Below are 23903 nucleotides of genomic sequence, written 5' to 3'. Positions count from 1 at the left end.
ACCATGGACACCATCGTTCAGCGCATGCAAGACACCTTCGAGCAGCAACGCGTGGCGTTCCTGGCGAAACCGTATCCCAGCCTTTCCGAGCGCAAAGCCAATTTGAAGGCGCTGAAGAGCCTGCTCCAGCGCTATCAGGATCGCATCGCCGCGGCGGTGAGCGCCGATTTCGGCGGGCGTTCACCGGCCGAGACGAAGCTGATCGAGGTGCTCGGCCCGATCCTGGAGATCAACCACGCGCTGCACCGCCTGCGTCGATGGATGGCGCCGCAGCGTCGCGCGACCGAACTGCTGTTCCTGACCAACAGCGCGCTGGTCAACTACCAGCCCAAGGGCGTGGTCGGCGTGATCACGCCGTGGAACTTTCCGCTGTACCTGTCGCTGGGGCCGCTGGTTGCCGCGCTGGCAGCAGGCAACCGCGTGATGATCAAGATGTCGGAACTGTCCCCCCGCACCACTGAACTGCTGGCCCAGATGCTTGCCGAGCGCTTCGCAGTGGACGAGGTCGCGGTCTTCGGCGGCGAGGTTGCCGAGGCGCAGGTGTTTTCGCACCTGGCCTTCAACCACCTGGTGTTCACCGGGTCGCCGGCGGTGGGCCATCACATCATGCGCGCGGCGGCGCAACACCTCACGCCAGTCACACTGGAACTGGGCGGCAAGTCGCCGTCGCTCGTGGCGAGCGACGACGCGCTGGAGACGGCCGCCGAACGCGTCGCCCACGGCAAAGCCTTCAGCAGCGGCCAAGTCTGCCTTGCGCCCGACTACGCACTGGTGCCGCGCCCCCGGGTCGACGCCTTTGCCGGCGCGGTGGAACGGTCCTTCCGGCGCTTGTACCCCACGGTGCAGGGCAATCACGACTACACCAGCATGGCTTGCGAGCCGCATGCGCAACGCATCCGCGATCTGCTGGCCGATGCCGCCGCGAAGGGCGGGAAGGTCATCGCCTGTGGCGACGACGGGCCGGGGCGGCGCATTCCGCTGCATGTCGTTACCGGCGTGCGGGATGACATGCGCATCGCCAACGAGGAACTGTTCGGGCCGATCCTCCCGGTGGTGGGCTACGACACGCTGGACCAGGCCATCGAATACATCGCAGCCAGGCCGCGGCCATTGGCGCTCTATGTATTCGGATGCAAGGGCGCGGAACTGGAGCGCCTGACGAACTTGACGCATTCCGGCGGCCTGTGCGTCGACGACTGGGGGTGGCACGCCTTCAACCACGACTTGCCTTTCGGGGGCACCGGCAACTCGGGAATGGGCACCTACCATGGCGAGGAAGGCTTTCGCGAGTTGTCGCATGCGAAAGGAACCTTCAAGCGCGCGCCCTGGTTTCCGATGGGCCTGTTCTATCCGCCCTATGGCAATGCGGTACAGCGCCTGGTGTTCAAGTTCTACCTGGGCCATCCCGACCCCTCGCTGGCGGATGCCTCGCTCGGCCAGCGTGCGACGCACCTTCCGTTGCGATGAAGTGCTGCCGCGGTTCTGTCAGCTTGCAGAAAGCACAGTCTCCATAATTATGAATTCAGTTTCGGCAAGCGCCGGAAGTGCATCTGCAAGACAAGGAGACAAGCCCATGAGCCGCTACGCAGAGTTCTACCGTCGGTCCGTCGACGAACCCGAAGGCTTCTGGTCCGAACAGGCCAGGCTCATCGACTGGAAGACACCGCCGCAGCTGATCCTGGACGCCAGCCGGCCGCCTTTCGCACGCTGGTTCGTGGGCGGCACGACCAACCTCTGCCACAACGCGGTCGATCGCCACCTGGCCAGCCGGGGCGAGCAGCGCGCCTTGATCTTCGTGTCGACCGAGACCGGCGTCGAGAAAAGCTACAGCTTCAAGGAACTCCACGCCGAAGTGCAGCGCGTCGCGGCCAGCCTGATGGAACTGGGCGTCGGCAAAGGCGATCGCGTCCTGATCTACATGCCGATGATTCCCGAGGCGGCATTCGCCATGCTCGCGTGCGCGCGCATCGGGGCCATTCACTGCGTGGTGTTCGGCGGATTCGCGAGCGGCTCGCTGGCCTCGCGCATCGAGGACGCCACGCCGAAGGTCATCGTGAGCGCGGATGCCGGATCGCGCGGCAACAAGATCCTGGCGTACAAACCCTTGCTCGACGAGGCGATCCGCCTGTCCTCGCACAAGCCCGATGCGGTGCTGCTGTTCGATCGCGAGCTGGCGCCGATGGAACTGAGCGAGGGCCGCGACCACCTCGCGAGTGTGCTGCTCGAAAAGCATCGCGATGCCGAAGTGCCGTGCACCTGGCTGGATGCGACGGACATCAGCTACACCATCTATACGAGCGGCACGACCGGCAAGCCCAAGGGCGTGCAGCGCGACACCGGCGGCTACGCCGTCGCACTCGCCGCCAGCATGCAGCACATCTTCGATGGCCGAGCCGGCGAAACCTATTTCTCGACCAGCGACATCGGGTGGGTGGTCGGCCACAGCTACATCGTCTACGGCCCGCTCATCGCGGGCATGGCGACCATCATGTACGAGGGCCTGCCTACGCAAGGCATCGACCAGCAGCCCGACGGCGGCATCTGGTGGCGCCTGGTCGAGAAGTACAAGGTGACGGTCATGTTCAGTGCGCCGACCGCGGTGCGCGTGCTCAAGAAGCAGGACCCTGCGCTGCTCAAGAAGTACGACCTCTCGAGCCTGCGTGCGCTCTTCCTGGCCGGCGAACCGCTGGACGAGCCGACGGGGCGCTGGATCAGCGAAGGCCTGGGCGTGCCGATCATCGACAACTACTGGCAGACCGAGTCGGGCTGGCCGATCCTGACGGTCGCGAATGGCGTGGAGCGCACGCCGAGCAAGTTCGGCAGCCCGGGCGTCCCGATGTACGGCTTCAAGGTCAAGATCCTCCACGAGTCGACCGGCGAGGAGCTTGCGGGGCCCGACGAGAAGGGCGTCGTCGTCATCGAGGGCCCGACGCCGCCGGGTTTCATGCAGACGGTCTGGAGGGACGACGAGCGCTTCGTGAACACCTACTGGAAGAGCGTTCCGGGCAAGCTGGTGTATTCGACCTTCGACTGGGGCATCCGCGACGCGGACGGCTACTTCTACATCCTCGGCCGCACCGACGACGTGATCAACGTGGCCGGCCATCGACTGGGCACGCGCGAGATCGAGGAGAGCATCTCCGGCCACGCGAACGTGGCCGAAGTCGCCGTGGTCGGTGTCGCCGATGCGCTCAAGGGCCAGGTGGCCTTGGCGTTCGTGGTCGCCAAGGACGGGGCGGCCGTCGCCGACGAGCAAGCGGCCCTTCAACTGGAAGGGGAAATCATGAAGCGTGTTTCCGACGACCTCGGCGCGCTGGCCCGGCCCGCGCGTGTGCGCTTCGTGACCGCCTTGCCCAAGACCCGGAGCGGCAAGCTCCTGCGCCGCGCCATCCAGGCTGTGTGCGAGCAACGCGATCCCGGCGACCTGACGACCATCGACGACCCGTCCACCCTCCAGCAAATCAAGAATCTGTTCTGACTCGGGCACTGCCCGGAACCGGTGACGCCGGTCCGCACGCATCGCCCCCTTGCAGAGGGGGCGGGCGGCCACACATAGCGGGTAAGGCTGGGGGGTACAATCCGCCCCGTACTCAGGCCCTTCCCCAGCCACAGTCGCATCCGCCAATCGGTTCAGCCGTGTCGCGGAAGGTTTCTAACCAACTAGTGCTTCCTCCAGGGAAGCGAAGGTCAGCGGAATATGAGCGATTCCTCGTCGACGTCTTCGTCCGTCTACAGCGCCTATCAAGGCAATACCTATCTCTTCGGCGGCAATGCGCCTTATGTCGAGGAGATGTACGAAAACTACCTCTCCAATCCGGGCAGCGTGCCCGACAACTGGCGCTCCTACTTCGACGCGCTCCAGAACGTCCCCGCGACGGACGGAACCAACGCCAAGGACGTGCCGCACCTGCCGGTTGTCAACGCCTTTGCGGAGCGCGCGAAGCAGGGCACCACGAAGGTGGTCGTGGCGAGCGGCGCCGATTCCGAACTCGGCCGCAAGCGCACCGCTGTCCAGCAACTGATCGCCGCCTACCGCAACGTCGGCGCCCGCTGGGCCGACCTCGACCCGCTCAAGCGCACCGAGCGTCCCGCGATTCCCGAACTCGAGCCCTCGTTCTACGGCTTCGCCGATGCCGACCTCGAAACGGTGTTCAACACGAGCAACACCTTCTTCGGCAAGGAAACGATGTCGCTGCGCGACCTGCTCAACGCGCTGCGCGAAACGTACTGCGGCACCATCGGCGCCGAGTACATGTACATGACCGACCAGGCGCAGAAGCGCTGGTGGCAGCAACGGCTCGAAAGCGCCCGCACCAATCCGCAGCTCAGCGCCGAGCAGAAGAAGCGTGTCCTCGAACGCCTGACCGCCGCCGAAGGCCTCGAGCGCTTCCTGCACACCAAGTATGTCGGCCAGAAGCGCTTCTCGCTCGAAGGCGGCGAAAGCTTCATCGTCGCGATGGACGAGGTGATCAGGCAGGCCGGCATCAAGGGCGTGCAGGAAATCGTGATCGGCATGGCCCACCGCGGCCGCCTGAACGTGCTGGTCAATTCGCTCGGCAAGATGCCGGCGGACCTCTTCGCGGAGTTCGACCACACGGCGCCCGAAGACCTGCCCAGCGGCGACGTCAAGTACCACCAGGGCTTCAGCTCGGACGTGTCGACCCCTGGCGGCCCGGTGCACCTGAGCCTGGCATTCAACCCCTCGCACCTTGAAATCGTGAACCCGGTGGTCGAAGGCTCCGTGCGCGCCCGCATGGACCGCCGCGCCGACCCGCTCGGCAAGCAGGTGCTGCCGGTCATCGTGCACGGCGACGCTGCCTTCGCAGGGCAGGGCGTCGTGATGGAGACGCTGGCGCTGGCGGAAACGCGCGGCTATTCCACCGGCGGCACGGTCCACATCGTGATCAACAACCAGATCGGCTTCACCACCAGCGACCCGCGCGACAGCCGCTCGACGCTGTATTGCACCGACATCGTCAAGATGATCGAGGCGCCCGTGGTGCATGTGAACGGCGACGACCCCGAGGCCGTGGTGCTCGCGACCCAGCTCGCCCTCGAATTCCGCATGGAGTTCCAGAAGGACGTGGTGGTCGACATCATCTGTTTCCGCAAGCTCGGCCACAACGAGCAGGACACCCCGGCGCTCACGCAGCCGCTGATGTACAAGAAGATCGCGCAACACCCCGGCACGCGCAAGCTCTACGCCGACAAGCTCGCCGCGCAGGGCCTGGGCGCCACGCTCGGCGACGACATGGTCAAGGCGCAGCGTGCGGCCTTCGACGCCGGCAAGAACACCTCGGACCCGGTGCTGACCAACTTCAAGAGCAAGTACGCGGTCGACTGGAACCCCTTCCTGAACAAGAAGTGGACCGATGCCGGCGACACCGCGATCCCCACCGCCGAGTGGAAGCGCCTGGCTGAGCGCATCACCACGGCACCGAGCAACTTCACGGTGCATCCGCTGGTCAAGAAGGTGCTGGACGATCGTGCCGCGATGGGCCGCGGCGACGTCAACGTCGACTGGGGCATGGGCGAGCACATGGCTTTCGCCTCGCTCGTGGCCAGCGGCTACCCGGTGCGCCTGTCGGGCGAGGACAGCGGCCGCGGTACCTTCACGCACCGCCACGCCGTGCTGCACGACCAGAACCGCGAGAAGTTCGACGAGGGCATCTATGTGCCGCTGCAGAACGTCGCGGACAACCAGGCGCCTTTCGTCGTGATCGACTCGATCCTGTCCGAAGAAGCCGTGCTCGCCTTTGAATACGGCTACGCCTCCAACGATCCGAACACGCTCGTGATCTGGGAAGCGCAGTTCGGCGACTTCGTCAACGGCGCGCAGGTCGTGATCGACCAGTTCATCGCCTCGGGCGAGGTCAAGTGGGGCCGCGTCAACGGCATCACGCTGATGCTGCCGCACGGCTACGAAGGCCAGGGTCCCGAGCACAGCTCGGCGCGCCTCGAACGCTTCATGCAGTTGTCGGCCGACACCAACATCCAGGTGGTTCAGCCGACGACGGCGAGCCAGATCTTCCATGTGCTGCGCCGCCAGATGGTGCGCAACCTGCGCAAGCCGCTGGTGATCATGACGCCGAAGTCGCTGCTGCGAAACAAGGATGCGACTTCGCCGCTGTCCGAGTTCACCAAGGGCAGCTTCCAGACGGTCATTCCGGACAACAAGGATCTCAAGGCCGAGAAGGTCAAGCGCGTCATCGCCTGCTCCGGCAAGGTCTACTACGACCTGGCGAAGAAGCGCGAGGAAAAGGACAGCGACGACGTGGCGATCATCCGCGTCGAACAGCTCTATCCCTTCCCGCACAAGGCCTTCGGCGCGGAACTGAAGAAGTACCCCAATCTCGTCGACGTGGTGTGGTGCCAGGACGAACCGCAGAACCAGGGCGCCTGGTTCTTCGTGCAGCACTACATCCACGAGAACATGCAGGAAGGCCAGAAGCTCGGCTACTCCGGCCGTGCCGCCTCGGCATCGCCCGCGGTCGGCTACTCGCACCTGCACCAGGAACAGCAGAAGGCGCTGGTCGACGGCGCGTTCGGCAAGCTCAAAGGCTTCGTGCTGACCAAGTAAGAAGAACTCACATTCACCTGCATAAGAAACACGAAGCGGAGCACATCCAACATGTCCATCGTTGAAGTCAAAGTCCCCCAGTTGTCCGAGTCCGTGGCCGAAGCCACCATGCTCCAATGGAAGAAGAAGCCCGGCGAAGCCGTCGCCATCGATGAAATCCTGATCGAGATCGAAACCGACAAGGTCGTGCTCGAAGTGCCGGCGCCGGCCGCCGGCGTGCTGGCCGAGATCGTGGCCGGCGACGGTGCGACCGTCGTGGCCGACCAACTCATCGCGAAGATCGACACCGAAGGCAAGGCGGGCGCGGCCGCGCCCGCCGCCGCACCGGCTGCAGCACCCGCTGCTGCTCAGGCGGCGGCCCCTGCGGCGGCTGCCACCGGCGGCTCGAAGTCCGACGTGGCCATGCCCGCCGCGGCCAAGCTGCTGGCCGACAACAAGTTGAGCACCGGCGATGTCGCCGGCACCGGCAAGGACGGCCGCGTGACCAAGGGCGACGTGCTTGGCGCCGTCGCATCCGGTGCGACCGCCAAGGTCGCGGCGCCCGTGCCCGTGCCGACGGGAGCGCCGAAGGCCGCGTTGCCGCAAGTCGCTTCGCCAGCCGGTTCGCCCGACCTCGGCGACCGTCCGGAAGAGCGCGTGCCGATGAGCCGCCTGCGCGCGCGCATCGCCGAGCGCCTGCTGCAATCGCAATCCACCAACGCGATCCTGACCACCTTCAACGAGGTGAACATGGCGCCGGTGATGGAAATGCGCAAGCGCTTCCAGGAGAAGTTCGAGAAGGAGCACGGCGTCAAGATCGGTTTCATGAGCTTCTTCGTGAAGGCTGCAGTGCACGCGCTCAAGAAGTACCCGGTGCTCAACGCGTCTGTGGACGGCAACGACGTCGTCTACCACGGCTACTTCGACATCGGCATCGCGGTCGGTTCGCCGCGTGGCCTGGTGGTGCCGATCCTGCGCAATGCCGACCAGATGAGCTTTGCGGACATCGAGAAGAAGATCGCCGAGTACGGCGCCAAGGCGCGCGACGGCAAGCTGGGCATCGAGGAGATGACCGGCGGCACCTTCTCGATCTCCAACGGCGGCGTGTTCGGTTCGATGCTGTCGACGCCGATCATCAACCCGCCGCAGTCGGCCATCCTGGGTGTGCACGCGACCAAGGACCGCGCGGTGGTGGAGAACGGCCAGATCGTCGTTCGCCCGATGAACTATCTCGCGATGAGCTACGACCACCGCATCATCGACGGCCGCGAAGCCGTCCTGGGCCTGGTGGCCATGAAGGAAGCGCTGGAAGATCCTGCGCGCCTCCTGTTTGATATCTGAGCTCGCCCCCAGGCTGCGCGCACTTCGTGTCGCTTCGCCTACCCCCTGCCGGGGGCAACACCGGCGGACCGGCCGAGCCGGTTCCGCGGTGTTTCGCGAACGGACCTCAGTGACGTCGCACCTGAAAAATTGAAACGGAACATCCCATGAGCAAACAATTCGACGTCATCGTCATCGGCGGCGGTCCTGGCGGCTATGTCGCGGCCATCCGCGCGGCGCAACTCGGCTTCAACGTCGCCTGCATCGACGAGTGGAAGAACGCCAAGGGCGGCCCGGCGCTGGGCGGCACCTGCACCAACATCGGCTGCATCCCTTCGAAGGCGCTGCTGCAATCGTCCGAGCACTACGAACACGCGGCGCACAGCTTTGCCGACCACGGCATCAAGATCGAGGGCCTGGGCCTCGACGTCCAGAAGATGCTGGCGCGCAAGGACACCGTCGTGAAGCAGAACAACGACGGCATCGTCTACCTTTTCAAGAAGAACAAGGTTGCGTTCTTCCACGGCCGCGGCTCATTCGTGAAGGCCGCTGACGGCGGCTACGAGATCAAGGTGGCCGGTGCCGCTGAGGAAAGCATCACCGGCAAGCAGATCATCATCGCGACCGGCTCGAACGCGCGCGCCTTGCCGGGCGCTCCGTTCGACGAAGAGAACATCCTCTCGAACGACGGCGCCTTGCGCATCGGCGGCGTGCCCAAGAAGCTCGCATTGATCGGCTCCGGCGTGATCGGCCTCGAAATGGGCTCGGTGTGGCGCCGCCTCGGTTCCGAGGTGACGGTGCTCGAAGCACTCCCGACCTTCCTCGGCGCGGTGGACGAGCAGATCGCCAAGGAAGCGAAGAAGGCCTTCGACAAGCAGGGCCTGAAGATCGAACTCGGCGTCACGGTCGGCGAGGTCAAGTCGGGCAAGAAGGGCGTCAGCATCGCCTACACCGATGCCAAGGGCGGCGCACAGTCGCTCGACGTCGACAAGCTGATCGTCTCGATCGGGCGCGTGCCGAACACCATCGGCCTGAACGCCGACGCGGTGGGGCTGCAACTCGACGAGCGCGGCGCGATCGTGGTCGACGACGAATGCAAGACCAGCCTGCCAAACGTGTGGGCGATCGGCGACGTGGTGCGCGGACCGATGCTCGCGCACAAGGCCGAGGAAGAAGGCGTGGCGGTGGCGGAGCGTATCGCGGGCCAGCACGGGCATGTCAACTTCAACACCGTTCCCTGGGTCATCTACACCTCGCCCGAGATCGCGTGGGTCGGCCAGACCGAACAGCAACTCAAGGCGAGCGGCCGTGCCTACAAGGCCGGCAGCTTCCCGTTCCTGGCGAACGGGCGAGCCCGTGCTCTGGGCGACACGACGGGCATGGTCAAGTTCGTGGCCGACGCGGTCACGGACGAAATCCTCGGTGTGCACATGGTCGGACCGATGGTCAGCGAGCTGATCTCCGAAGCCGTGGTGGCGATGGAATTCAAGGCCAGCGCCGAAGACATCGCACGCATCTGCCACGCCCATCCGTCGCTGTCGGAGGCGACCAAGGAAGCTGCCTTGGCCGTCGACAAGCGCACCCTGAATTTTTGACCATCCCCTTTGCTTGCTCACTCCGTGTAGCCGCCTCCCCCTTCAGGGGGCAACACCAGCGGACCGGCCATGCCGGCTCGCGGTGTTTCTCGAACGGGCGGCGCTTCGCTCGCCTCGAGGACGCGTGCACCATCTTCAACTAATGCACCGATATGTCCGTCAAGGCTGCTTACGAGGCTGAGCTGAAGGCGCGCGGGTTCCAGAGCGATCCCGCGCAGTTGCGCGCCGTGGAGGCGCTGGACCGTTGCGCGAGCGAATGGGCCGATTTCAAGGCCCAGCGTTCCAACGCCTTCAAGAAGCTGATCAACCGGCCCGACATACCTCGCGGCGTCTACATGTATGGCGGCGTCGGGCGAGGCAAGAGCTTCCTGATGGACTGCTTCTACAACGCAGTCCCGCTGCGGCGCAAGACACGTCTGCACTTCCACGAATTCATGCGCGAGGTGCACCGCGAACTGGCCGACCTGCAAGGCACGGTCAATCCGCTGGACGAACTCGGGCGACGCATCGCCAAGCGGTATCGGCTGATTTGCTTCGACGAATTTCATGTCGCGGACATCACCGACGCGATGATCCTGCACCGGCTGCTGGTGGCGCTCTTCGAGAACGGCGTTGGCTTCGTCACGACGTCGAACTTCAAGCCGGACGATCTGTATCCGGGGGGGCTCCACCGCGACCGCATCCTTCCCGCGATCGCGCTCTTGAACGAGCGGCTCGAAGTGATCAGTGTCGACAACGGCACCGACTACCGTCGCCGCACGCTGGAACAGGTGCGGCTCTATCTCACCCCCAATGGCGCTGCTGCGGACAAGGAAATGCGCAAGGCCTTCGAGCGCCTGGCCGAAAGCGCGGACGAGAACCCAGTCCTGCACATCGAGTCGCGCGAAATCCATGCGCGGCGCAAGGCCGGGGGCGTGGTCTGGTTCGATTTCAAGACGCTGTGCGGCGGGCCTCGCTCGCAGAACGACTACCTGGAGATCGCGACGCAGTTCCACACCGTGCTGCTGTCCGACGTGCCCTACATGCCTGTGCGCATGGCGTCGGAAGCACGCCGTTTCACATGGCTGGTCGACGTGTTCTACGATCGACGCGTGAAACTGATCATGTCTGCCGAAGTTCCGCCCGAGGCGTTGTACACCGAGGGGCCTTTGGCTCACGAGTTTCCGCGAACCGTGTCCCGGCTCAACGAGATGCAGTCCGCCGAATTCCTCGCGCTCGAACGCCGTGTCGTCGATACCCGCCTTACATGAAGAACATCGTTTTTGCCTTGCTGACCGGACTGGCCGCGCTGCCTCTTTGGGCGCAGTCCGACGCCACGACCGGCGGCACGAATTTCGAAGTCGAACGGGCTCGCCTGGCGCAGGAGCGGAAAGACGTCGACTCCCGCTTTGCGACCGAGCAGGCGGCTTGCTACAAGAAGTTCGCGGTCGAAGACTGCCTGCAGGACAGCCGCCGCCGTCGCCGCACGGCCACCGACAACATCAAGCGCCAGGAGGCGTCGATGAATGACTTCGAGCGCAAGCGGCGGGCAGCCGCAGAGCTCGACAAGCTCGAACAGCAGAAGGCGGACCAGCGCGCGCAGGATGCTCAGGCGAAACGGGACGATGCGATGAAGTCGCAACAGGACCGAGAGCAGCGCGCGGCCGACCACGCGGCCAGCCGTGCGCAAACGGCATCCGAAGCAGCTCAGCGCCAGCGCCAGTTCGATGACAAGCAGCGCGCCCATGCCGAAGAACAGGCCAAGGCCGCCCAGCGGCGTGCCGAGGCGCCCGCAGCGCGCGCGGAATATGAGCAAAGGCTGAAGAAAGCGGAAGAGCATCGCGCGGAGCTCGAGAAGCGCAATGCCGCGAGAACCAAGCCTCGCTCGGCGCCTCTGCCGACGCCTGGCGAGCCGTCTGCGCCGGCACCCGCAAGTCCGGCAGCTCCGGCAACCCCCTGACGGGATTGCGCTTCAGTCCGCGGGCAGCGGTTCGAGCTTCACGACGACGATCGAGATGTTGTCGCCGGTCCCGTGCGCGCGTCGTCGCGCTTCCGCGACGAGCAATTCGACGGCTGCGCGCGGCGATTGCTCCGCCAGCAACCCGCCCATCTCCTCGGGCTTGAAGTAGTGCCATAGACCGTCGCTGCAGGCCATCAGCACGTCGCCTGTCTGCAGGCGAGGGACGAAGTGGATGTCGACGGGTGGCGGCGTCGACTTCATGCCAAGGCAGCCCAGCAGGATGTTGCTCTGGGGGTGCAGATTGGCTTCCTCGTCGTTGATTTCGCCGCGATCGACCAGCACCTGCACGTAGGAGTGATCCTTGGTGCGCTTGACGAGGCTGCCGTTGTGGAAGTGATAGATCCGCGAGTCGCCGGCGTGAATCCAGGCGCAGTCGCCCTCGGGGTTCATGAGGAAGGCGGCCAGCGTGCTGTGCGGTTCCTGCTCGCTGGAGACCGCCGTGAGCTTGATTACGGTGTGGGCGTCTTCCAGCAGGTGCCGGAGCATGGCCACGGCCTCATCGCGACCCGGCTTGTAGCGCGAGAAAAGCTGGCGTGCCGTCATCAGGACCTGGTCGGACGCCTTGCGACCGCCACTGCGCCCGCCCATGCCGTCGGCGACGACGCCAAGCACGCACCCCGGCGCGCGAGGGTGGGACATGATCAGGACCTGGTCCTGCTGGTAGGGGCGGTCTCCCTTGTGGAGACCGGTCGCAGCGGCGAGTCGAAAGCCTCGGGTCATGTGGGCGCAGATGCGCCGATGGCGCGGTCTTTCATGAGTGTCGTGAAAGGTAGACGAAGACGTATTATCGAGTGAACAACAAGCTGCGGCCGAAGCAGCGTTGCGTCGAATTTCACACTGCCCCCGTTGGACTCCAATCTTCACTCCATTTCTCGCCAGCTGATCGAGCTCCGGATCCAGCATGCGGACCTCGACGCCACGATCGACCGGCTGGGCGACGTCGTCCCGGTCGATGAACTGCTTCTGCGGCGGCTGAAAAAGCGGCGCCTCGGACTGCGCGACGAGATCGCACGCCTCGAACGCCTGCTCGACCCGCAAGAGCCCGCCTGATGTCCATCGAACAAGAGGTGCGCGAGGCCTTCGCGCAGGACGGTGTGCTTTCCCATGCCGCCGAGCAGTTCCGCGAACGCGAAGGCCAGACGCAGATGGCCCTGGCAGTCGCGCGCACCATCGACCAGGGCGGCGTGCTCGTGGTCGAGGCCGGGACCGGCGTCGGAAAGACCTTTTCCTACCTCGTGCCGGCCCTGCTGAGCGGGGAGCGCGTGCTGTTGTCGACCGCGACCAAGACGCTGCAGGACCAGCTCTTCGGCCGCGACCTGCCCCGGCTGGTCACTGCACTGGGATTGCCCGTGCGGACCGCATTGCTCAAGGGGCGGGCCAGCTACGTATGCCTGCACCGCCTCGATCAGGCGCGGCACGACGCCTCTCTGCCCGAACGGGGCACGCTGCGCACGCTTGCGAAGATCGAGCAATGGTCCAAGGCGACGCGCACGGGCGATCTGGCCGAGTTGCCCGGATTGGACGAGCGCTCGCCGCTCATCCCCCTGGTGACCTCCACGCGCGAGAACTGCCTTGGAGCGCAGTGCCCGCAGTTCAAGCCATGCCACGTCAACCTCGCGCGACGCGAAGCGATGGCAGCGGACGTGGTGGTCATCAATCACCACCTGTTCTTCGCCGACCTTGCGGTGCGCGAATCCGGCATGGCAGAGCTGCTGCCGACCGTGCGGGTCGTGGTATTCGACGAAGCGCATCAACTCAACGAGACCGGTGTGCAGTTCCTCGGCGTCCAGCTTGGCAGCGGACAAGCCTTGGACTTTGCCCGCGACCTGCTGGCAGCGGGACTGCAGCATGCGCGGGGCCTGGTGGACTGGCAGCAACTGGTGGCAGGGGTCGAGCGCGGTGCACGCGAACTGAGGTTGTCGGTGGGCAAGCAATACCCAGGCGCAAAGTTGCGCTGGGCCGGTGCGTCACCGGAAGGCGTCGCACCGGATGCCTGGCAGGTCGCGCTCGATGAACTGCAGCAGGCTTTCGCGGAAGCCGCGAGGGGGCTCGACACCGTGAGTGAGCTGTCGCCCGATTTCGTTCGCCTTCATGATCGTGCGCAGCAGCTGTCGGATCGTGCAAGGCGCTTTGCCGAGGCCTGTCCCACCGGATCGGTGCGCTGGGTGGACGTGGGCACGCAGCTGAGATTGATCGAGTCGCCACTCGACATCGCCGAGGCGGTGCGGACACGGGTCCTCAAGTCCGACGCTGACAACGAGGAAGAGGAGGGGCGGGCTTGGGTCTTCACGTCGGCCACCCTCGGGGACGATCCCCGGCTGCGTTGGTTCACGGAGCCCTGTGGCCTCGACGATGCCGAGGTGTTGCGTGTACAGAGTCCGTTCGACTACGCACGCCAGGCGGCGCTCTACGTACCGCGCGTGTTCCCCAAGCCCAACGACCCGGCGCACAGCCAGCGGGTGGCACAGCTCGCCGCCCGCGGTGCCGGTGTCCTCGGTGGCCGCACGCTCGTCCTCACGACGACGCTGCGCGCGCTGCGGACGATCGGTGATGCCATGCGGCAGGAATTCGATCGCCTGGAACCCGTTCAGCGCCCGGAAGTGCTGGTACAGGGCGAATTGCCCAAGCGCGTCCTGATGGATCGCTTTCGCGAGGGCGCAGTCGAAGGGCGTGCCGGCTGTGTCCTGGTCGCATCCGCCTCATTCTGGGAGGGCTTCGATGCGCCCGGAGATGCATTGCAATTGGTCGTGATCGACAAGCTGCCCTTTCCGCCGCCCAACGATCCGTTGGTGGAAGCGCGCTCCCAGCGCCTCGAATCGCAGGGGCGCAGTTCCTTCAGCGACTATTCGTTGCCCGAGGCCGCCGTGGCGCTCAAGCAGGGCGCTGGCCGGCTGATCCGGCGGGAGAGCGACATGGGCGTGCTGGTGATCTGCGACACGCGCCTCGTCGCCATGGGCTACGGCCGCCGCCTGCTCGCCGCATTGCCGCCCATGCGCAGGATCGAGACTGAAACAGAGTTCGATGCCGCTGTCGCCGAACTGGGTGAAGGCGCGCGGTCATCAGACGAGGAGTAGGCGGCCGCCATCGGGCCGCCCCAAGGCAAAGTGAAGTGAAAAGCGGGGGAGTGCCTGCTACCAGAGCTTCCACCAAGGATCGTCCTTGGCCCGGAAGCCGCGCGTCAGATACTCGCTCTTCGGGTAGTTGGTGGTCAGCACACGCTGGGTGTCGTCGCGCAGGTCGTTGAGGCCCAGCTTGTCGTAGGACATGTACATGATGTAGAGCGCCTCTTCGAGCGCCGGAACTTCGCGGTAGTCCGCCAGGGCCTGCTGCGCACGGTTGATGGCAGCCAGGTAGGCGCCACGGTTGTAGTAGTAGCGGGCCACGTGAACTTCGTACTGCGCCAACGAGTTGACGATGTAGTTCATCCGCTGGCGGGCATCGGGGGTGTAGCGCGATTCGGGGAAGCGGGTCACCAGTTCCTTGAACGCCTCGAAGGATTCCTTCGCGGCCTTCTGGTCACGCTCCGACAGGTCCTGGCGCGTCATGAACGCGAACATGCCGAGGTCGTCGTTGAAATTGATCACGCCCTTGAGATAGAGCGCGTAGTCGATCGCCGGACTGGCCGGGTGCAGCTTCATGAAGCGATCGAGCGTCGCGACGGCCGGAACCTTGTCGCCTGCCTTGAACTGGGCATAGGCCTTGTCGAGTTGCGCCTGTTGCGCGAGCGGCGTGCCGGCGGCGCGGCCTTCCAGCTTTTCGTACAGCGGCACGGCCTTGTCGAAGGCGCCAGAGTCCACTTCGTCCTTGGCTTCCGAGTAGATGCGGTTGGGACTCCAGTTCGCGGTCTTGTCGGTCGGGGTCGAGCAGCCAGCCACCAGCCATGCTGCCGCGCAAAGGGCCAGCCAGCCGGGGACAACCGATAATTTGGCGCGAAACATCAGATAAGGCTTTCGTGAAACAGTTGCCCTCAATTATATCGGCCGACCCCTCGGGCAATACCCCGGAGGCGGCTGACCACGACGAGGGTGCGGAGCTGTCCGATGCCAGCGAAATTCGCACCTTCCTGATCGGCGAAGCCCAACACGGCCAGCGCTTGGACCGGGCGCTCGCCGCATTGGTGCCCGAGTTCTCGCGCAGTTACCTTCAGCAACTCATCGATGCCGGCACCGTCGAACTGCAGGGAAGGGTGGTCACCAAGACCTCGGCCACGGTTCACGCTGGCCAAGCCGGGCGCATCGAGCTTCGGCCGACGCCGCAGAGCCAGGCATTCCGGCCGGAGACGATGGCAATCAACGTGCTGCACGAAGACGAACATCTGCGCGTCATCGACAAGCCGGTGGGCCTGGTCGTGCATCCAGCACCGGGCAACTGGAGCGGAACCTTGCTGAACGGGCTGCTTGCGCTCGACCCGCGGGCGGCGCTGCTGCCGCGCGCCGGCATCGTGCATCGGCTCGACCGCGACACCAGCGGCCTGATGGTCGTGGCACGAAGCCGTGCAGCGATGGACGCGCTCGTGGCACTGATCGCGGCGCGCGAAGTCAAGCGCCAGTACCTCGCGCTCGCCCACCGCACCTGGCAAGGCGCCATCGCGCGGCATGTGGACACGGCGATCGGCCGCGATCCACGCAATCGCCTGCGCATGGCGGTGGTCGATCTGGAGCGCCATTCCGGCAAGCCGGCGCGCACGCTGGTCGAGGCGCTCGACACCAACGACCTGGGCTGCGCAGTCCGCTGCACGCTGGAAACGGGGCGGACCCATCAGATTCGGGTGCACATGGCGTCGATCGGCCACCCTCTGGTCGGCGATGCCCTCTACGGAGGCGCCAACGCGGCCGGCCTCACGCGTCAGGCGCTGCACGCTTTCAGGCTCGGATTCGCGCATCCGATCACTGGGCAGCCGATGGCGTTCCAGTCGCCGCCGCCGGCCGATCTCGCTCAGGGTTTTTCCGAGTGGGGGCTGGATTACAATCGCGCCTGACGGTCCCGAGGGCCGCGCCGGCCATCCGATGCCGGCCTCGCGTTGCATTCGCCGCGTGCCTGCAGCGCCCTCCTTTCATCCATCTGATCAAGCGTCCCCGAGACGCCTTTTCCGGGATAACGCGAACCATGAATACGGCGGATGCCAAGCGCATTCTCGAAACCGCGTTGATCTGTTCGACCCAGCCTTTGCCGGTGCGCGAACTGCGCGTGCTGTTCGACGACGAACTGGGCGCGGACACGATCAAGTCGCTGTTGCTCGAATTGCAGGAAGACTGGTCGCAGCGCGGCCTGGAGCTCGTGAGCGTGGGGTCCGGCTGGCGTTTCCAGAGCCGTCCCGAGCTTCGCGACCATCTGGACCGCCTGCACCCCGAGAAGCCGCCGCGCTACACGCGCGCAGCCCTTGAAACGCTGGCGATCATTGCCTATCGGCAACCGGTCACGCGGGGCGACATGGAGGACATCCGTGGAGTCACCATCAATTCGCTGATCCTCAAGCAGCTCGAAGACCGCAACTGGGTGGAGGTCATTGGCCACCGCGAAACGGTCGGCCGCCCGGCGCTGTACGCGACCACCCGCCAGTTTCTCGACGATCTGGGCCTGGCTTCGCTCGACCAGTTGCCGGTGATCGAATCGCCGTCGCAGCAGGGCGCCTTGATCGACGCGCTCGATCGTGCCGCAGGCGCGGACCAGCCGGCGCTGCCGATCGAAGACATCGCGGCCGAACCCGAGGCGGTGCCTGCCGAAGCCGGCGCCGTGGCCGATGAAGCCGCCGAGCCCGACAACGCTGTCGAAGCCGTCGAGACCGTCGTGGTCATAGCCGAAAGCACTGGAGCCGAAGTGGCGATCGACCCTGAAAACGACTCGCCGGCTGCAACTGATATCCCATCCTCCTCTCCCGTCGACGCAGATGCGGACGCACCGTCCGATGAGGCCGACACTACCGCTGTCCCTTCCGGAACCCGACCATGAGCCCCAAAGATCCCGATGACGCAGCCACGCTGCCGGCCGAAGCCCTCCCCGAGGAGCGCGTCGCGGATGCGGCGGCGCAGCCTGAAGACGGCGCCGCCGCTCCCGTAGCCGAAGATGCGTCCGACGCGCCGCGCAAGCGTCGTCCGCGTCGGCGCAAGCCCGCCGCGACCGACGTGTCGGCCGAGGCGCCGGCAGATGACACGGTCGAGTCCCCCGAGCCTCAGGCGCCAGCCGCCGAAGACCGACCTGCGCCAGTACCGGACAGAGCCTCGGAGGTGGGTGCCTCCGAGGTCGACGAGGACGAAGAGGAAGAAGAGCCGGACGAAGAGGAAGACGACCTCGACCGTGCGCGCCGCGCCGCCGAGCGCGAACAGCGCAACGCCCCCCCGCCCGAGCCGATCCGATTTGCCGACGTCATCTCGGGCCAGTTCGACGCCGACGAGGAAAGCCCCGAAGTCCCGCCGCTCAAGCGAGTGCTGTTGCCCGAGGCCGATTCGCCCAAGTTGCACAAGGTGCTGGCGCAAGCGGGCCTGGGTTCGCGCCTCGAGATGGAGCAGCTCATCCTGCAGGGCCGGATCTCTGTCAACAACGAGCCGGCCCATATCGGACAGCGCATCCAGTACGGCGACCAGGTCAAGATCAACGGCAAGCCGATTCGCTACCGCATCGCGCCGCCGCCGGCGCGCGTCATCGCGTACCACAAGCCGGTTGGCGAAGTGGTCACGCACGACGACCCACAGAACCGTCCGACCGTGTTCCGCAAGCTGCCGCGCCTGCAGCAGGGCAAGTGGCAGTCCGTCGGCCGCCTCGACCTGAACACCGAGGGTCTGTTGCTCTTCACGAGTTCCGGCGAACTGGCCAACCAGCTGATGCACCCCCGTTTTGGACTGGAGCGCGAATACGCAGTCCGGGTGCTCGGCGCCCTCAGCAGCGAGGAAAAGCAACGCCTGCTCGAAGGCGTCCGGCTCGACGACGGGATGGCGCATTTCGGCACCATCGAAGAGGGCGGCGGCGAAGGTTCCAACTGCTGGTACCGCGTCACCATCTCCGAAGGCCGCAACCGCGAAGTTCGCCGGCTCTTCGAGTCGGTGGGGCACGCGGTCAGCCGGCTGATTCGCATTCGCTACGGCGCGATGGTGTTGCCGCGTGGTCTCAAGCGCGGCGCATGGATGGAGCTCGACGAGCGTGACATCCGGGCGCTGTTCCAGGCGGCGGGCGGTTCCGGCGAACGGCAGGCCCGGCCCGGCGCAGGCCCGAGAGGCCAGGGCCAGAACCAGGACGGCGGCGGACGCAACAACCGCAACCGCAAGCGACGCGGAAACCGAAACGGCGCTGGCGGCGGCGCGCAAGGCGATGAGCGCGAAGCGCCGATCCCGAATCCGCTGGCCCACGGTCCGGGTGCCCGGACCGACCGCGGCATGGGCGGCGGCAAGGGGCCGCCGCAGGGGCGCCGGAACAATCGCGGCGACCGCCAAGGCCAAGGCCAGGGTGGCCAGCAGGGCCGCAACCGGCAAGGCGAAGATCGTCCGCCGAGCGGCGCCAACCAACCGGACCCGATGAAGACGTCGCTCGGCTATATCGGTGCCGACAGCTTCTCGCGCCAGCGCAAGGAACAGCGCCAGGGCCCGCGTCGCGGCGGATCCCCCGGTGGCGGCAACTTTGGCGGACAAGGCGGCGGCCGCCGCCGAGGTCGCTGAAAGTCCGCGCGAACTGCGGTCTTTCGCTCGCTTCTTGCGGGTTGGCCCTGTCGCGCCGGTTAAAATCAAAGGCTTTGTCAAAGGCTGCGACAGCAGAGTTGCGCCAGTGACAAAACCCCATCCAGATTCAAGCTCTCAAGAAAGCACTTCCATGGCCATCGAACGCACCCTCTCCATCATCAAGCCCGACGCAGTGGCGAAGAATGTCATCGGCAAGATCGTCTCCCGCTTCGAGGCTGCCGGCCTCAAGATCGTGGCGGCCAAGCTGGTGCACCTGTCGCGCAGCGAAGCCGAGCAGTTCTACGCCGTCCACAAGGAGCGCCCCTTCTTCAAGGACCTGGTCGAGTTCATGATTTCCGGTCCGGTGTTCGTGCAAGTGCTCGAAGGTGAAGACGCCATCGCCAAGAACCGCGACCTGATGGGCGCGACCGACCCCAAGAAGGCAGCCGCCGGCACCATCCGCGCCGACTTCGCCGACAGCATCGATGCCAACGCAGTGCATGGTTCGGATGCTCCTGAAACCGCGAAGAACGAAGTCGCCTTCTTCTTTGCCGGCCTCAACGTCTACGCACGCTGAGGTTTAGCCCGCCTGACGCAATGACCACGGCCAACCTGCTCGACTTCGATCTGGAAGGACTGGCCGCGTTCTGCGAACGGCTGGGCGAAAAGCGTTTCCGCGCGACGCAACTCTTCCGCTGGATTCACCAGCGGGGGGCAAGCGATTTCGCGCACATGACCGATCTGGCGAAGTCGCTGCGCGAGAAGCTCGCCACCACGGCGCGTGTCGAGGCGCTGCGCGTGATCACGCAGCACGAATCCGCCGACGGCACCATCAAGTGGCTGTTCGACGTCGGCGACGGCAACGCGGTCGAGGCCGTGTTCATTCCCGAAGACGATCGCGGTACGCTGTGCGTGTCGTCCCAGGCCGGCTGCGCCGTCGGCTGCCGTTTCTGCTCGACGGGGCACCAGGGCTTCAGCCGCAATCTCACGACCGGCGAGATCGTCGCCCAGTTGTGGTTTGCCGAGCATTTCCTGCGCAAGCACCTGAAGCGCTACGAGCGGATCATTTCCAACGTCGTGATGATGGGCATGGGCGAGCCCCTGCAGAATTACTCGGCACTCGTGCCGGCGCTGCGCACCATGCTCGACGACAACGCCTACGGGCTGTCTCGCCGGCGGGTGACGGTGTCGACTTCCGGCGTGGTCCCGATGATCGACCGGCTCGGCGGCGACTGCCCGGTCGCGCTGGCGGTCTCGCTGCACGCGCCGAACGACGCGTTGCGCGACGACCTGGTGCCTCTCAATCGGAAGTACCCGATCGCCGAGCTGCTGGAAGCCTGCAAGCGCTACCTCGCGCATGCGCCTCGCGACTTCATCACTTTCGAGTACTGCATGCTGGATGGCGTCAACGACCAGCCGGAGCATGCGCGACAACTGGTGGACCTGGTTCGCTCGCAGGGCGTCTCCTGCAAGTTCAACCTGATCCCCTTCAATCCATTTCCCGCGTCCGGCCTGTTGCGTTCGCCGCAACCCCGGGTGTTGTCCTTCGCCAAGGTGTTGAGCGAAGCAGGCATCGTCACCACGGTTCGAAAGACGCGTGGCGATGACATCGACGCCGCGTGCGGCCAATTGGCGGGCGACGTCAAGGACCGCACCCACGCAGCCGAGCGCATGGCCCAGCGGCGAACCGTCGTTTTGCATCCGGCCCGCAAGAAGGCCGCCACATCCACCCCCGAGGAGCAATGATCCGATGAGCAAGGCCTTTCCGACTGCGCAAACGCTGGTGATGCAGGCGCTCTGTGGCGTGGCGGCCGTGTTCCTGCTGGCCTCCTGCGCCACGAAGGATGGTGCTTCGCCGAGCAACGCTCCCAACGCCGCTGCCATCGTGACGGACTCGGACGAAACGAACGCCCGCAAGCGCGCCAAGTTGCGGATCGAATTGGCGATCGGCTACTTCCAGCAGGGCCAGACGACGGTCGCGCTGGACGAGATCAAGCTGGCCCTTGCTGCGGATCCGACCTTTGCCGACGCCTACAACCTGCGCGGCCTCGTCTACATGCGCCTCGACGATGCACCCGCCGCCGAGGACAGCTTTCGCCGCGCGATCGCCTTGAACCCGCGCGAGCCGAATGTTCTCCACAACTACGGGTGGCTCCTGTGCCAGCAGAACCGCTATGCCGACGCGCAGCAGCAGTTCACCGCCGCGCTCTCGGTGTCCAGCTACACCGATCGCGCCAAGACGCTCATGACCCAAGGGGTCTGCCAGTTGAGGGCAGGGCAGCGCGTGGAAGCCGAGCGCAGTCTCACGCAGGCCTACGAGATCGATGCGGCCAACCCGGTGGTCGGCTACAACCTGGCGTCCGTCCTCGCGCAGCGCGAGGAATGGTCGCGCGCGCAGTTCTACATTCGCCGAGTCAACAACAGCCCCTCGGCCACCGCCGAGACCTTGTGGCTCGGCATCAAGATCGAACGCCAGCTCAACAACCGTGAGGCGATTGCGCAGCTGGCGGGCCAGTTGCAGCGGCGCTTCCCCCAGTCGCGGGAGGCGATTGCGTACGAGCGCGGGAATTTCAATGATTGAGCGGGCGAGCGAATTCGGAGCCTCTGCTGCGGTGCCACTTGTCGGCGGTGACAGCACTCACATGACGGCGGGCGACATGCTGCGCGAAGCGCGGGAGGCGCACGGCCTCCACATCGAGATGGTGGCCGCCGCACTGAAGGTATCGCCGCAGAAGCTCGCGGCGTTGGAAGCCGATGACATCGAGTCCCTGCCGGATCCGGTGTTTGCGCGGGCGCTTGCCGCGAGCGTGTGCCGTGCCTTGCGGATCGACCCGGCACCCGTGCTGGCCAAGCTGCCGGGTGCCCAGCGCCCAGGGCTCGCCGACGCCGATCAGACCATCAGCCGGAACCTGCGCTCAGCTGCACCGCGTTCGGGCGCGGGTTCGAACTGGCTGCCCTCGCGGCCCTTGTTGGTCGTGGTGCTGCTGTTGTTGATCGGCGCTGCCGTCCTGTTCTGGTTGCCGCAGTCGGTCTTCGACCGGGTCGGCGAATCGATCGCGCAATTGACTGCGACGGAGTCGGGCGACCAGGCGTCCAAGTCGTCCAAGGCTCCGTCCGGTCCGGCAGGTACGACGACCGAGGCCGTCGCACCCGCTGCCGCCCCGGTGCCGCCGCCCGTGGAAACCGCGCCCGCGGAGCCAGCGGCCGCGGCTCCGGACGCAACCGCCAGCGTTGACCTGATCGTGTTTGTCGCGCGCGAGGACTCGTGGATCACCGTGACCGAATTGGGCGGCAAGCAATTGCTGCGGCGCACCGTCAAGGCGGGCGAAACCGTCGGATTGAGCGGCAACTTGCCATTCCAGGTGGTCGTGGGCCGGGCTTCGGCCGTCGACGTTCGCGTGCGCGGCAAGGCCTTCGACCTTGCGCCCCTCACGCGTTCCGGCGGTGTGGCACGCTTCGAGATCAAATCCTGAGGCTTTCACCATGACCGACATCATCGACACCATCGGCTGCCTCCCGATCGAGCCCGCCGCGCCCAAGGCACGCCGCAGCCGCCAGGCGAGCGTGGTCTGGGGGCCCCGCACCGTCACCGTGGGTGGCGATGCGCCCGTGCGTGTCCAGTCGATGACGAACACCGACACGGTGGACGCCATCGGCACCGCCATCCAGGTCAAGGAGCTTGCGCTTGCCGGGTCCGAGATGGTGCGCATCACGGTGAACACGCCCGAAGCAGCAGCGCAGGTGCCGTATATCCGCGAACAGCTCGACCGCATGGGCGTCGACGTCCCGCTGATCGGCGACTTCCACTACAACGGCCACCGACTCCTCACCGACTACCCGGCCTGCGCCGAGGCGCTCAGCAAGTACCGCATCAATCCGGGCAACGTCGGCAAGGGCGACAAGCGCGACCGCCAGTTCGGCCAGATGATCGACGCGGCGATGCGCTGGAACAAGCCGGTGCGCATCGGCGTCAACTGGGGCAGCCTCGACCAGGAGTTGCTTGCCAGCCTGATGGACACCAACAGCCGGCGTGCCGAACCCTGGGACGCGAAGCAGGTGATGTACGAGGCGCTCGTGACCTCGGCCATCGATTCCGCGAAGCTCGCCGAATCCATGGGCATGAACGGCAACCAGATCATCCTGAGCTGCAAGGTGAGCGGCGTGCAGGACTTGATCTCGGTCTACCGCGAACTTGCGAAGCGCTGCGACTACACGCTGCACCTCGGCCTGACCGAGGCCGGCATGGGCACCAAGGGCACGGTGGCCTCGGCCACGGCGCTCTCGATCCTGCTGCAGGAGGGCATTGGCGACACGATCCGTGTGTCGCTCACGCCGCAGCCGGGGGAATCGCGTACCCAGGAAGTGCTGATCGCCAACGAGATCCTGCAAGCGCTGGGCTTGCGGGTGTTCGTGCCGAGCGTCACCGCTTGCCCGGGCTGCGGCCGTACGACCAGTACCACTTTCCAGGAACTCGCCAAGCAGATCGACGACTACCTGCGCATGCAGATGCCGGTCTGGCGAACGAAGTACCCGGGCGTCGAGACCATGAAGGTCGCGGTGATGGGCTGCATCGTCAACGGCCCGGGCGAGAGCAAGCATGCCGACATCGGCATCAGCCTGCCCGGAACCGGCGAAGCGCCTGCGGCGCCGGTGTTCATCGACGGCGAGAAGGCACTCACGCTGCGCGGCGACAACATCGCCGGCGAGTTCCACCAACTGGTCGAAAACTATATTGAAAAGCGCTTTGGCAGCGAGTCCGCTGCGCAAGTCGCCTGATCTCATCC

The 23903-nt window shown here is 65.8% G+C and carries 19 protein-coding genes; 17 read left to right on the top strand and 2 right to left on the bottom strand.

The features are described from left to right. The first annotated feature begins 3 nt into the window (after window positions 1–3). The 7 genes from QTH97_RS12115 (at window position 4) to QTH97_RS12085 (ending at window position 11413) form a co-directional block, all read left to right on the top strand. Window positions 4–1467: a coniferyl aldehyde dehydrogenase gene (locus QTH97_RS12115; RefSeq protein ID WP_286568397.1), complete on the top strand. Its 1464-nt coding sequence runs from the start codon at window positions 4–6 to the stop codon at window positions 1465–1467. Window positions 1468–1516: 49 nt separating this feature from the next. Further along, complete coding sequence (locus QTH97_RS12110) at window positions 1517–3478, top strand: propionate--CoA ligase (protein ID WP_286568396.1); 1962 nt, start codon at window positions 1517–1519, stop codon at window positions 3476–3478. A gap of 219 nt (window positions 3479–3697) precedes the next feature. Beyond that, window positions 3698–6580, top strand: a complete 2883-nt coding sequence (locus tag QTH97_RS12105; RefSeq protein ID WP_286568395.1) for a 2-oxoglutarate dehydrogenase E1 component — start codon at window positions 3698–3700, stop codon at window positions 6578–6580. Window positions 6581–6631: 51 nt separating this feature from the next. After that, window positions 6632–7900 carry a 2-oxoglutarate dehydrogenase complex dihydrolipoyllysine-residue succinyltransferase gene (odhB, locus tag QTH97_RS12100; protein ID WP_286568394.1) on the top strand — a complete coding sequence of 423 codons (1269 nt, stop codon included), beginning with the start codon at window positions 6632–6634 and terminating at the stop codon, window positions 7898–7900. Window positions 7901–8046: 146 nt separating this feature from the next. Continuing rightward, window positions 8047–9474, top strand: coding sequence for a dihydrolipoyl dehydrogenase (gene lpdA, locus QTH97_RS12095; RefSeq protein ID WP_286568393.1), 1428 nt, complete (start codon window positions 8047–8049; stop codon window positions 9472–9474). Window positions 9475–9626: 152 nt separating this feature from the next. Then, window positions 9627–10724: a cell division protein ZapE gene (zapE, locus tag QTH97_RS12090; protein WP_286568392.1), complete on the top strand. Its 1098-nt coding sequence runs from the start codon at window positions 9627–9629 to the stop codon at window positions 10722–10724. Continuing rightward, the gene (locus QTH97_RS12085) at window positions 10721–11413 is read left to right on the top strand and encodes a hypothetical protein (protein WP_286568391.1); all 693 of its coding nucleotides are present in this window, start codon (window positions 10721–10723) and stop codon (window positions 11411–11413) included. Before zapE ends, QTH97_RS12085 begins: the two co-directional genes overlap by 4 nt. A gap of 12 nt (window positions 11414–11425) precedes the next feature. On the opposite strand, the gene QTH97_RS12080 is transcribed toward QTH97_RS12085, so the two are convergent. Then, window positions 11426–12193, bottom strand: a complete 768-nt coding sequence (locus QTH97_RS12080; RefSeq protein WP_286568390.1) for a PP2C family protein-serine/threonine phosphatase — start codon at window positions 12191–12193, stop codon at window positions 11426–11428. Window positions 12194–12319: 126 nt separating this feature from the next. Between QTH97_RS12080 and QTH97_RS12075 the strand changes: the two genes are divergently transcribed. Together QTH97_RS12075 and yoaA are read left to right on the top strand one after the other, a co-directional pair. Next, window positions 12320–12523: a DUF465 domain-containing protein gene (locus tag QTH97_RS12075; protein WP_286568389.1), complete on the top strand. Its 204-nt coding sequence runs from the start codon at window positions 12320–12322 to the stop codon at window positions 12521–12523. Further along, complete coding sequence (yoaA, locus tag QTH97_RS12070) at window positions 12523–14547, top strand: DNA repair helicase YoaA (RefSeq protein WP_286568388.1); 2025 nt, start codon at window positions 12523–12525, stop codon at window positions 14545–14547. The genes QTH97_RS12075 and yoaA overlap by 1 nt, the downstream gene beginning before the upstream one ends. Before the next feature lie 57 nt (window positions 14548–14604). Here the strand turns inward: yoaA and QTH97_RS12065 are convergent, their stop codons facing one another. After that, a complete protein-coding gene (locus QTH97_RS12065) occupies window positions 14605–15411 on the bottom strand; it encodes an outer membrane protein assembly factor BamD (protein ID WP_286568387.1) in 807 nt (268 codons plus the stop codon). On the opposite strand from QTH97_RS12065, the gene QTH97_RS12060 reads away from it, so the two are divergent. The 8 genes from QTH97_RS12060 to ispG all read left to right on the top strand — a co-directional run bounded on the left by QTH97_RS12060 (window position 15354) and on the right by ispG (window position 23895). Then, the gene (locus tag QTH97_RS12060; protein ID WP_286568386.1) at window positions 15354–16451 is read left to right on the top strand and encodes an RluA family pseudouridine synthase; all 1098 of its coding nucleotides are present in this window, start codon (window positions 15354–15356) and stop codon (window positions 16449–16451) included. The genes QTH97_RS12065 and QTH97_RS12060 overlap by 58 nt on opposite strands. Before the next feature lie 128 nt (window positions 16452–16579). After that, complete coding sequence (gene scpB / locus QTH97_RS12055; protein ID WP_286568385.1) at window positions 16580–17422, top strand: SMC-Scp complex subunit ScpB; 843 nt, start codon at window positions 16580–16582, stop codon at window positions 17420–17422. Beyond that, on the top strand, window positions 17419–19119 hold the full coding sequence (locus tag QTH97_RS12050) for a pseudouridine synthase (RefSeq protein ID WP_286568384.1): 1701 nt from the start codon (window positions 17419–17421) through the stop codon (window positions 19117–19119). The genes scpB and QTH97_RS12050 overlap by 4 nt, the downstream gene beginning before the upstream one ends. Before the next feature lie 151 nt (window positions 19120–19270). Further along, the gene (gene ndk / locus QTH97_RS12045) at window positions 19271–19696 is read left to right on the top strand and encodes a nucleoside-diphosphate kinase (RefSeq protein ID WP_286568383.1); all 426 of its coding nucleotides are present in this window, start codon (window positions 19271–19273) and stop codon (window positions 19694–19696) included. Between the two features lie 20 nt (window positions 19697–19716). Next, the gene (gene rlmN, locus QTH97_RS12040) at window positions 19717–20865 is read left to right on the top strand and encodes a dual-specificity RNA methyltransferase RlmN (RefSeq protein WP_286568382.1); all 1149 of its coding nucleotides are present in this window, start codon (window positions 19717–19719) and stop codon (window positions 20863–20865) included. 4 nt (window positions 20866–20869) lie between these two features. Further along, on the top strand, window positions 20870–21700 hold the full coding sequence (gene pilW / locus QTH97_RS12035; protein ID WP_286568381.1) for a type IV pilus biogenesis/stability protein PilW: 831 nt from the start codon (window positions 20870–20872) through the stop codon (window positions 21698–21700). Between the two features lie 31 nt (window positions 21701–21731). Further along, window positions 21732–22592: a helix-turn-helix domain-containing protein gene (locus QTH97_RS12030; protein ID WP_286568380.1), complete on the top strand. Its 861-nt coding sequence runs from the start codon at window positions 21732–21734 to the stop codon at window positions 22590–22592. Between the two features lie 10 nt (window positions 22593–22602). Continuing rightward, a complete protein-coding gene (gene ispG, locus QTH97_RS12025; RefSeq protein ID WP_286568379.1) occupies window positions 22603–23895 on the top strand; it encodes a flavodoxin-dependent (E)-4-hydroxy-3-methylbut-2-enyl-diphosphate synthase in 1293 nt (430 codons plus the stop codon). Window positions 23896–23903: the final 8 nt, after the last annotated feature.

It is taken from the genome of Variovorax gracilis (assembly GCF_030317115.1).
In the GTDB taxonomy this organism is placed as follows: Bacteria; Pseudomonadota; Gammaproteobacteria; order Burkholderiales; family Burkholderiaceae_C; genus Variovorax; species Variovorax gracilis.
This window is presented reverse-complemented; position numbering and strand designations above follow the sequence as displayed.

What these genes read in the sequence shown, in the direction of transcription:
- QTH97_RS12065 (WP_286568387.1), bottom strand. Translation starts at nt 15,411, where the DNA reads ATGTTTCGCGCCAAATTATCGGTTGTCCCCGGCTGGCTGGCCCTTTGC.
- QTH97_RS12115 (WP_286568397.1), top strand. Translation starts at nt 4, where the DNA reads ATGGACACCATCGTTCAGCGCATGCAAGACACCTTCGAGCAGCAACGC.
- QTH97_RS12110 (WP_286568396.1), top strand. Translation starts at nt 1,517, where the DNA reads ATGAATTCAGTTTCGGCAAGCGCCGGAAGTGCATCTGCAAGACAAGGA.
- odhB (WP_286568394.1), top strand. Translation starts at nt 6,632, where the DNA reads ATGTCCATCGTTGAAGTCAAAGTCCCCCAGTTGTCCGAGTCCGTGGCC.
- scpB (WP_286568385.1), top strand. Translation starts at nt 16,580, where the DNA reads ATGAATACGGCGGATGCCAAGCGCATTCTCGAAACCGCGTTGATCTGT.
- yoaA (WP_286568388.1), top strand. Translation starts at nt 12,523, where the DNA reads ATGTCCATCGAACAAGAGGTGCGCGAGGCCTTCGCGCAGGACGGTGTG.
- QTH97_RS12085 (WP_286568391.1), top strand. Translation starts at nt 10,721, where the DNA reads ATGAAGAACATCGTTTTTGCCTTGCTGACCGGACTGGCCGCGCTGCCT.
- QTH97_RS12050 (WP_286568384.1), top strand. Translation starts at nt 17,419, where the DNA reads ATGAGCCCCAAAGATCCCGATGACGCAGCCACGCTGCCGGCCGAAGCC.
- lpdA (WP_286568393.1), top strand. Translation starts at nt 8,047, where the DNA reads ATGAGCAAACAATTCGACGTCATCGTCATCGGCGGCGGTCCTGGCGGC.
- ndk (WP_286568383.1), top strand. Translation starts at nt 19,271, where the DNA reads ATGGCCATCGAACGCACCCTCTCCATCATCAAGCCCGACGCAGTGGCG.
- QTH97_RS12105 (WP_286568395.1), top strand. Translation starts at nt 3,698, where the DNA reads ATGAGCGATTCCTCGTCGACGTCTTCGTCCGTCTACAGCGCCTATCAA.
- QTH97_RS12080 (WP_286568390.1), bottom strand. Translation starts at nt 12,193, where the DNA reads ATGACCCGAGGCTTTCGACTCGCCGCTGCGACCGGTCTCCACAAGGGA.
- pilW (WP_286568381.1), top strand. Translation starts at nt 20,870, where the DNA reads ATGAGCAAGGCCTTTCCGACTGCGCAAACGCTGGTGATGCAGGCGCTC.
- rlmN (WP_286568382.1), top strand. Translation starts at nt 19,717, where the DNA reads ATGACCACGGCCAACCTGCTCGACTTCGATCTGGAAGGACTGGCCGCG.
- ispG (WP_286568379.1), top strand. Translation starts at nt 22,603, where the DNA reads ATGACCGACATCATCGACACCATCGGCTGCCTCCCGATCGAGCCCGCC.
- QTH97_RS12060 (WP_286568386.1), top strand. Translation starts at nt 15,354, where the DNA reads ATGCTGCCGCGCAAAGGGCCAGCCAGCCGGGGACAACCGATAATTTGG.
- zapE (WP_286568392.1), top strand. Translation starts at nt 9,627, where the DNA reads ATGTCCGTCAAGGCTGCTTACGAGGCTGAGCTGAAGGCGCGCGGGTTC.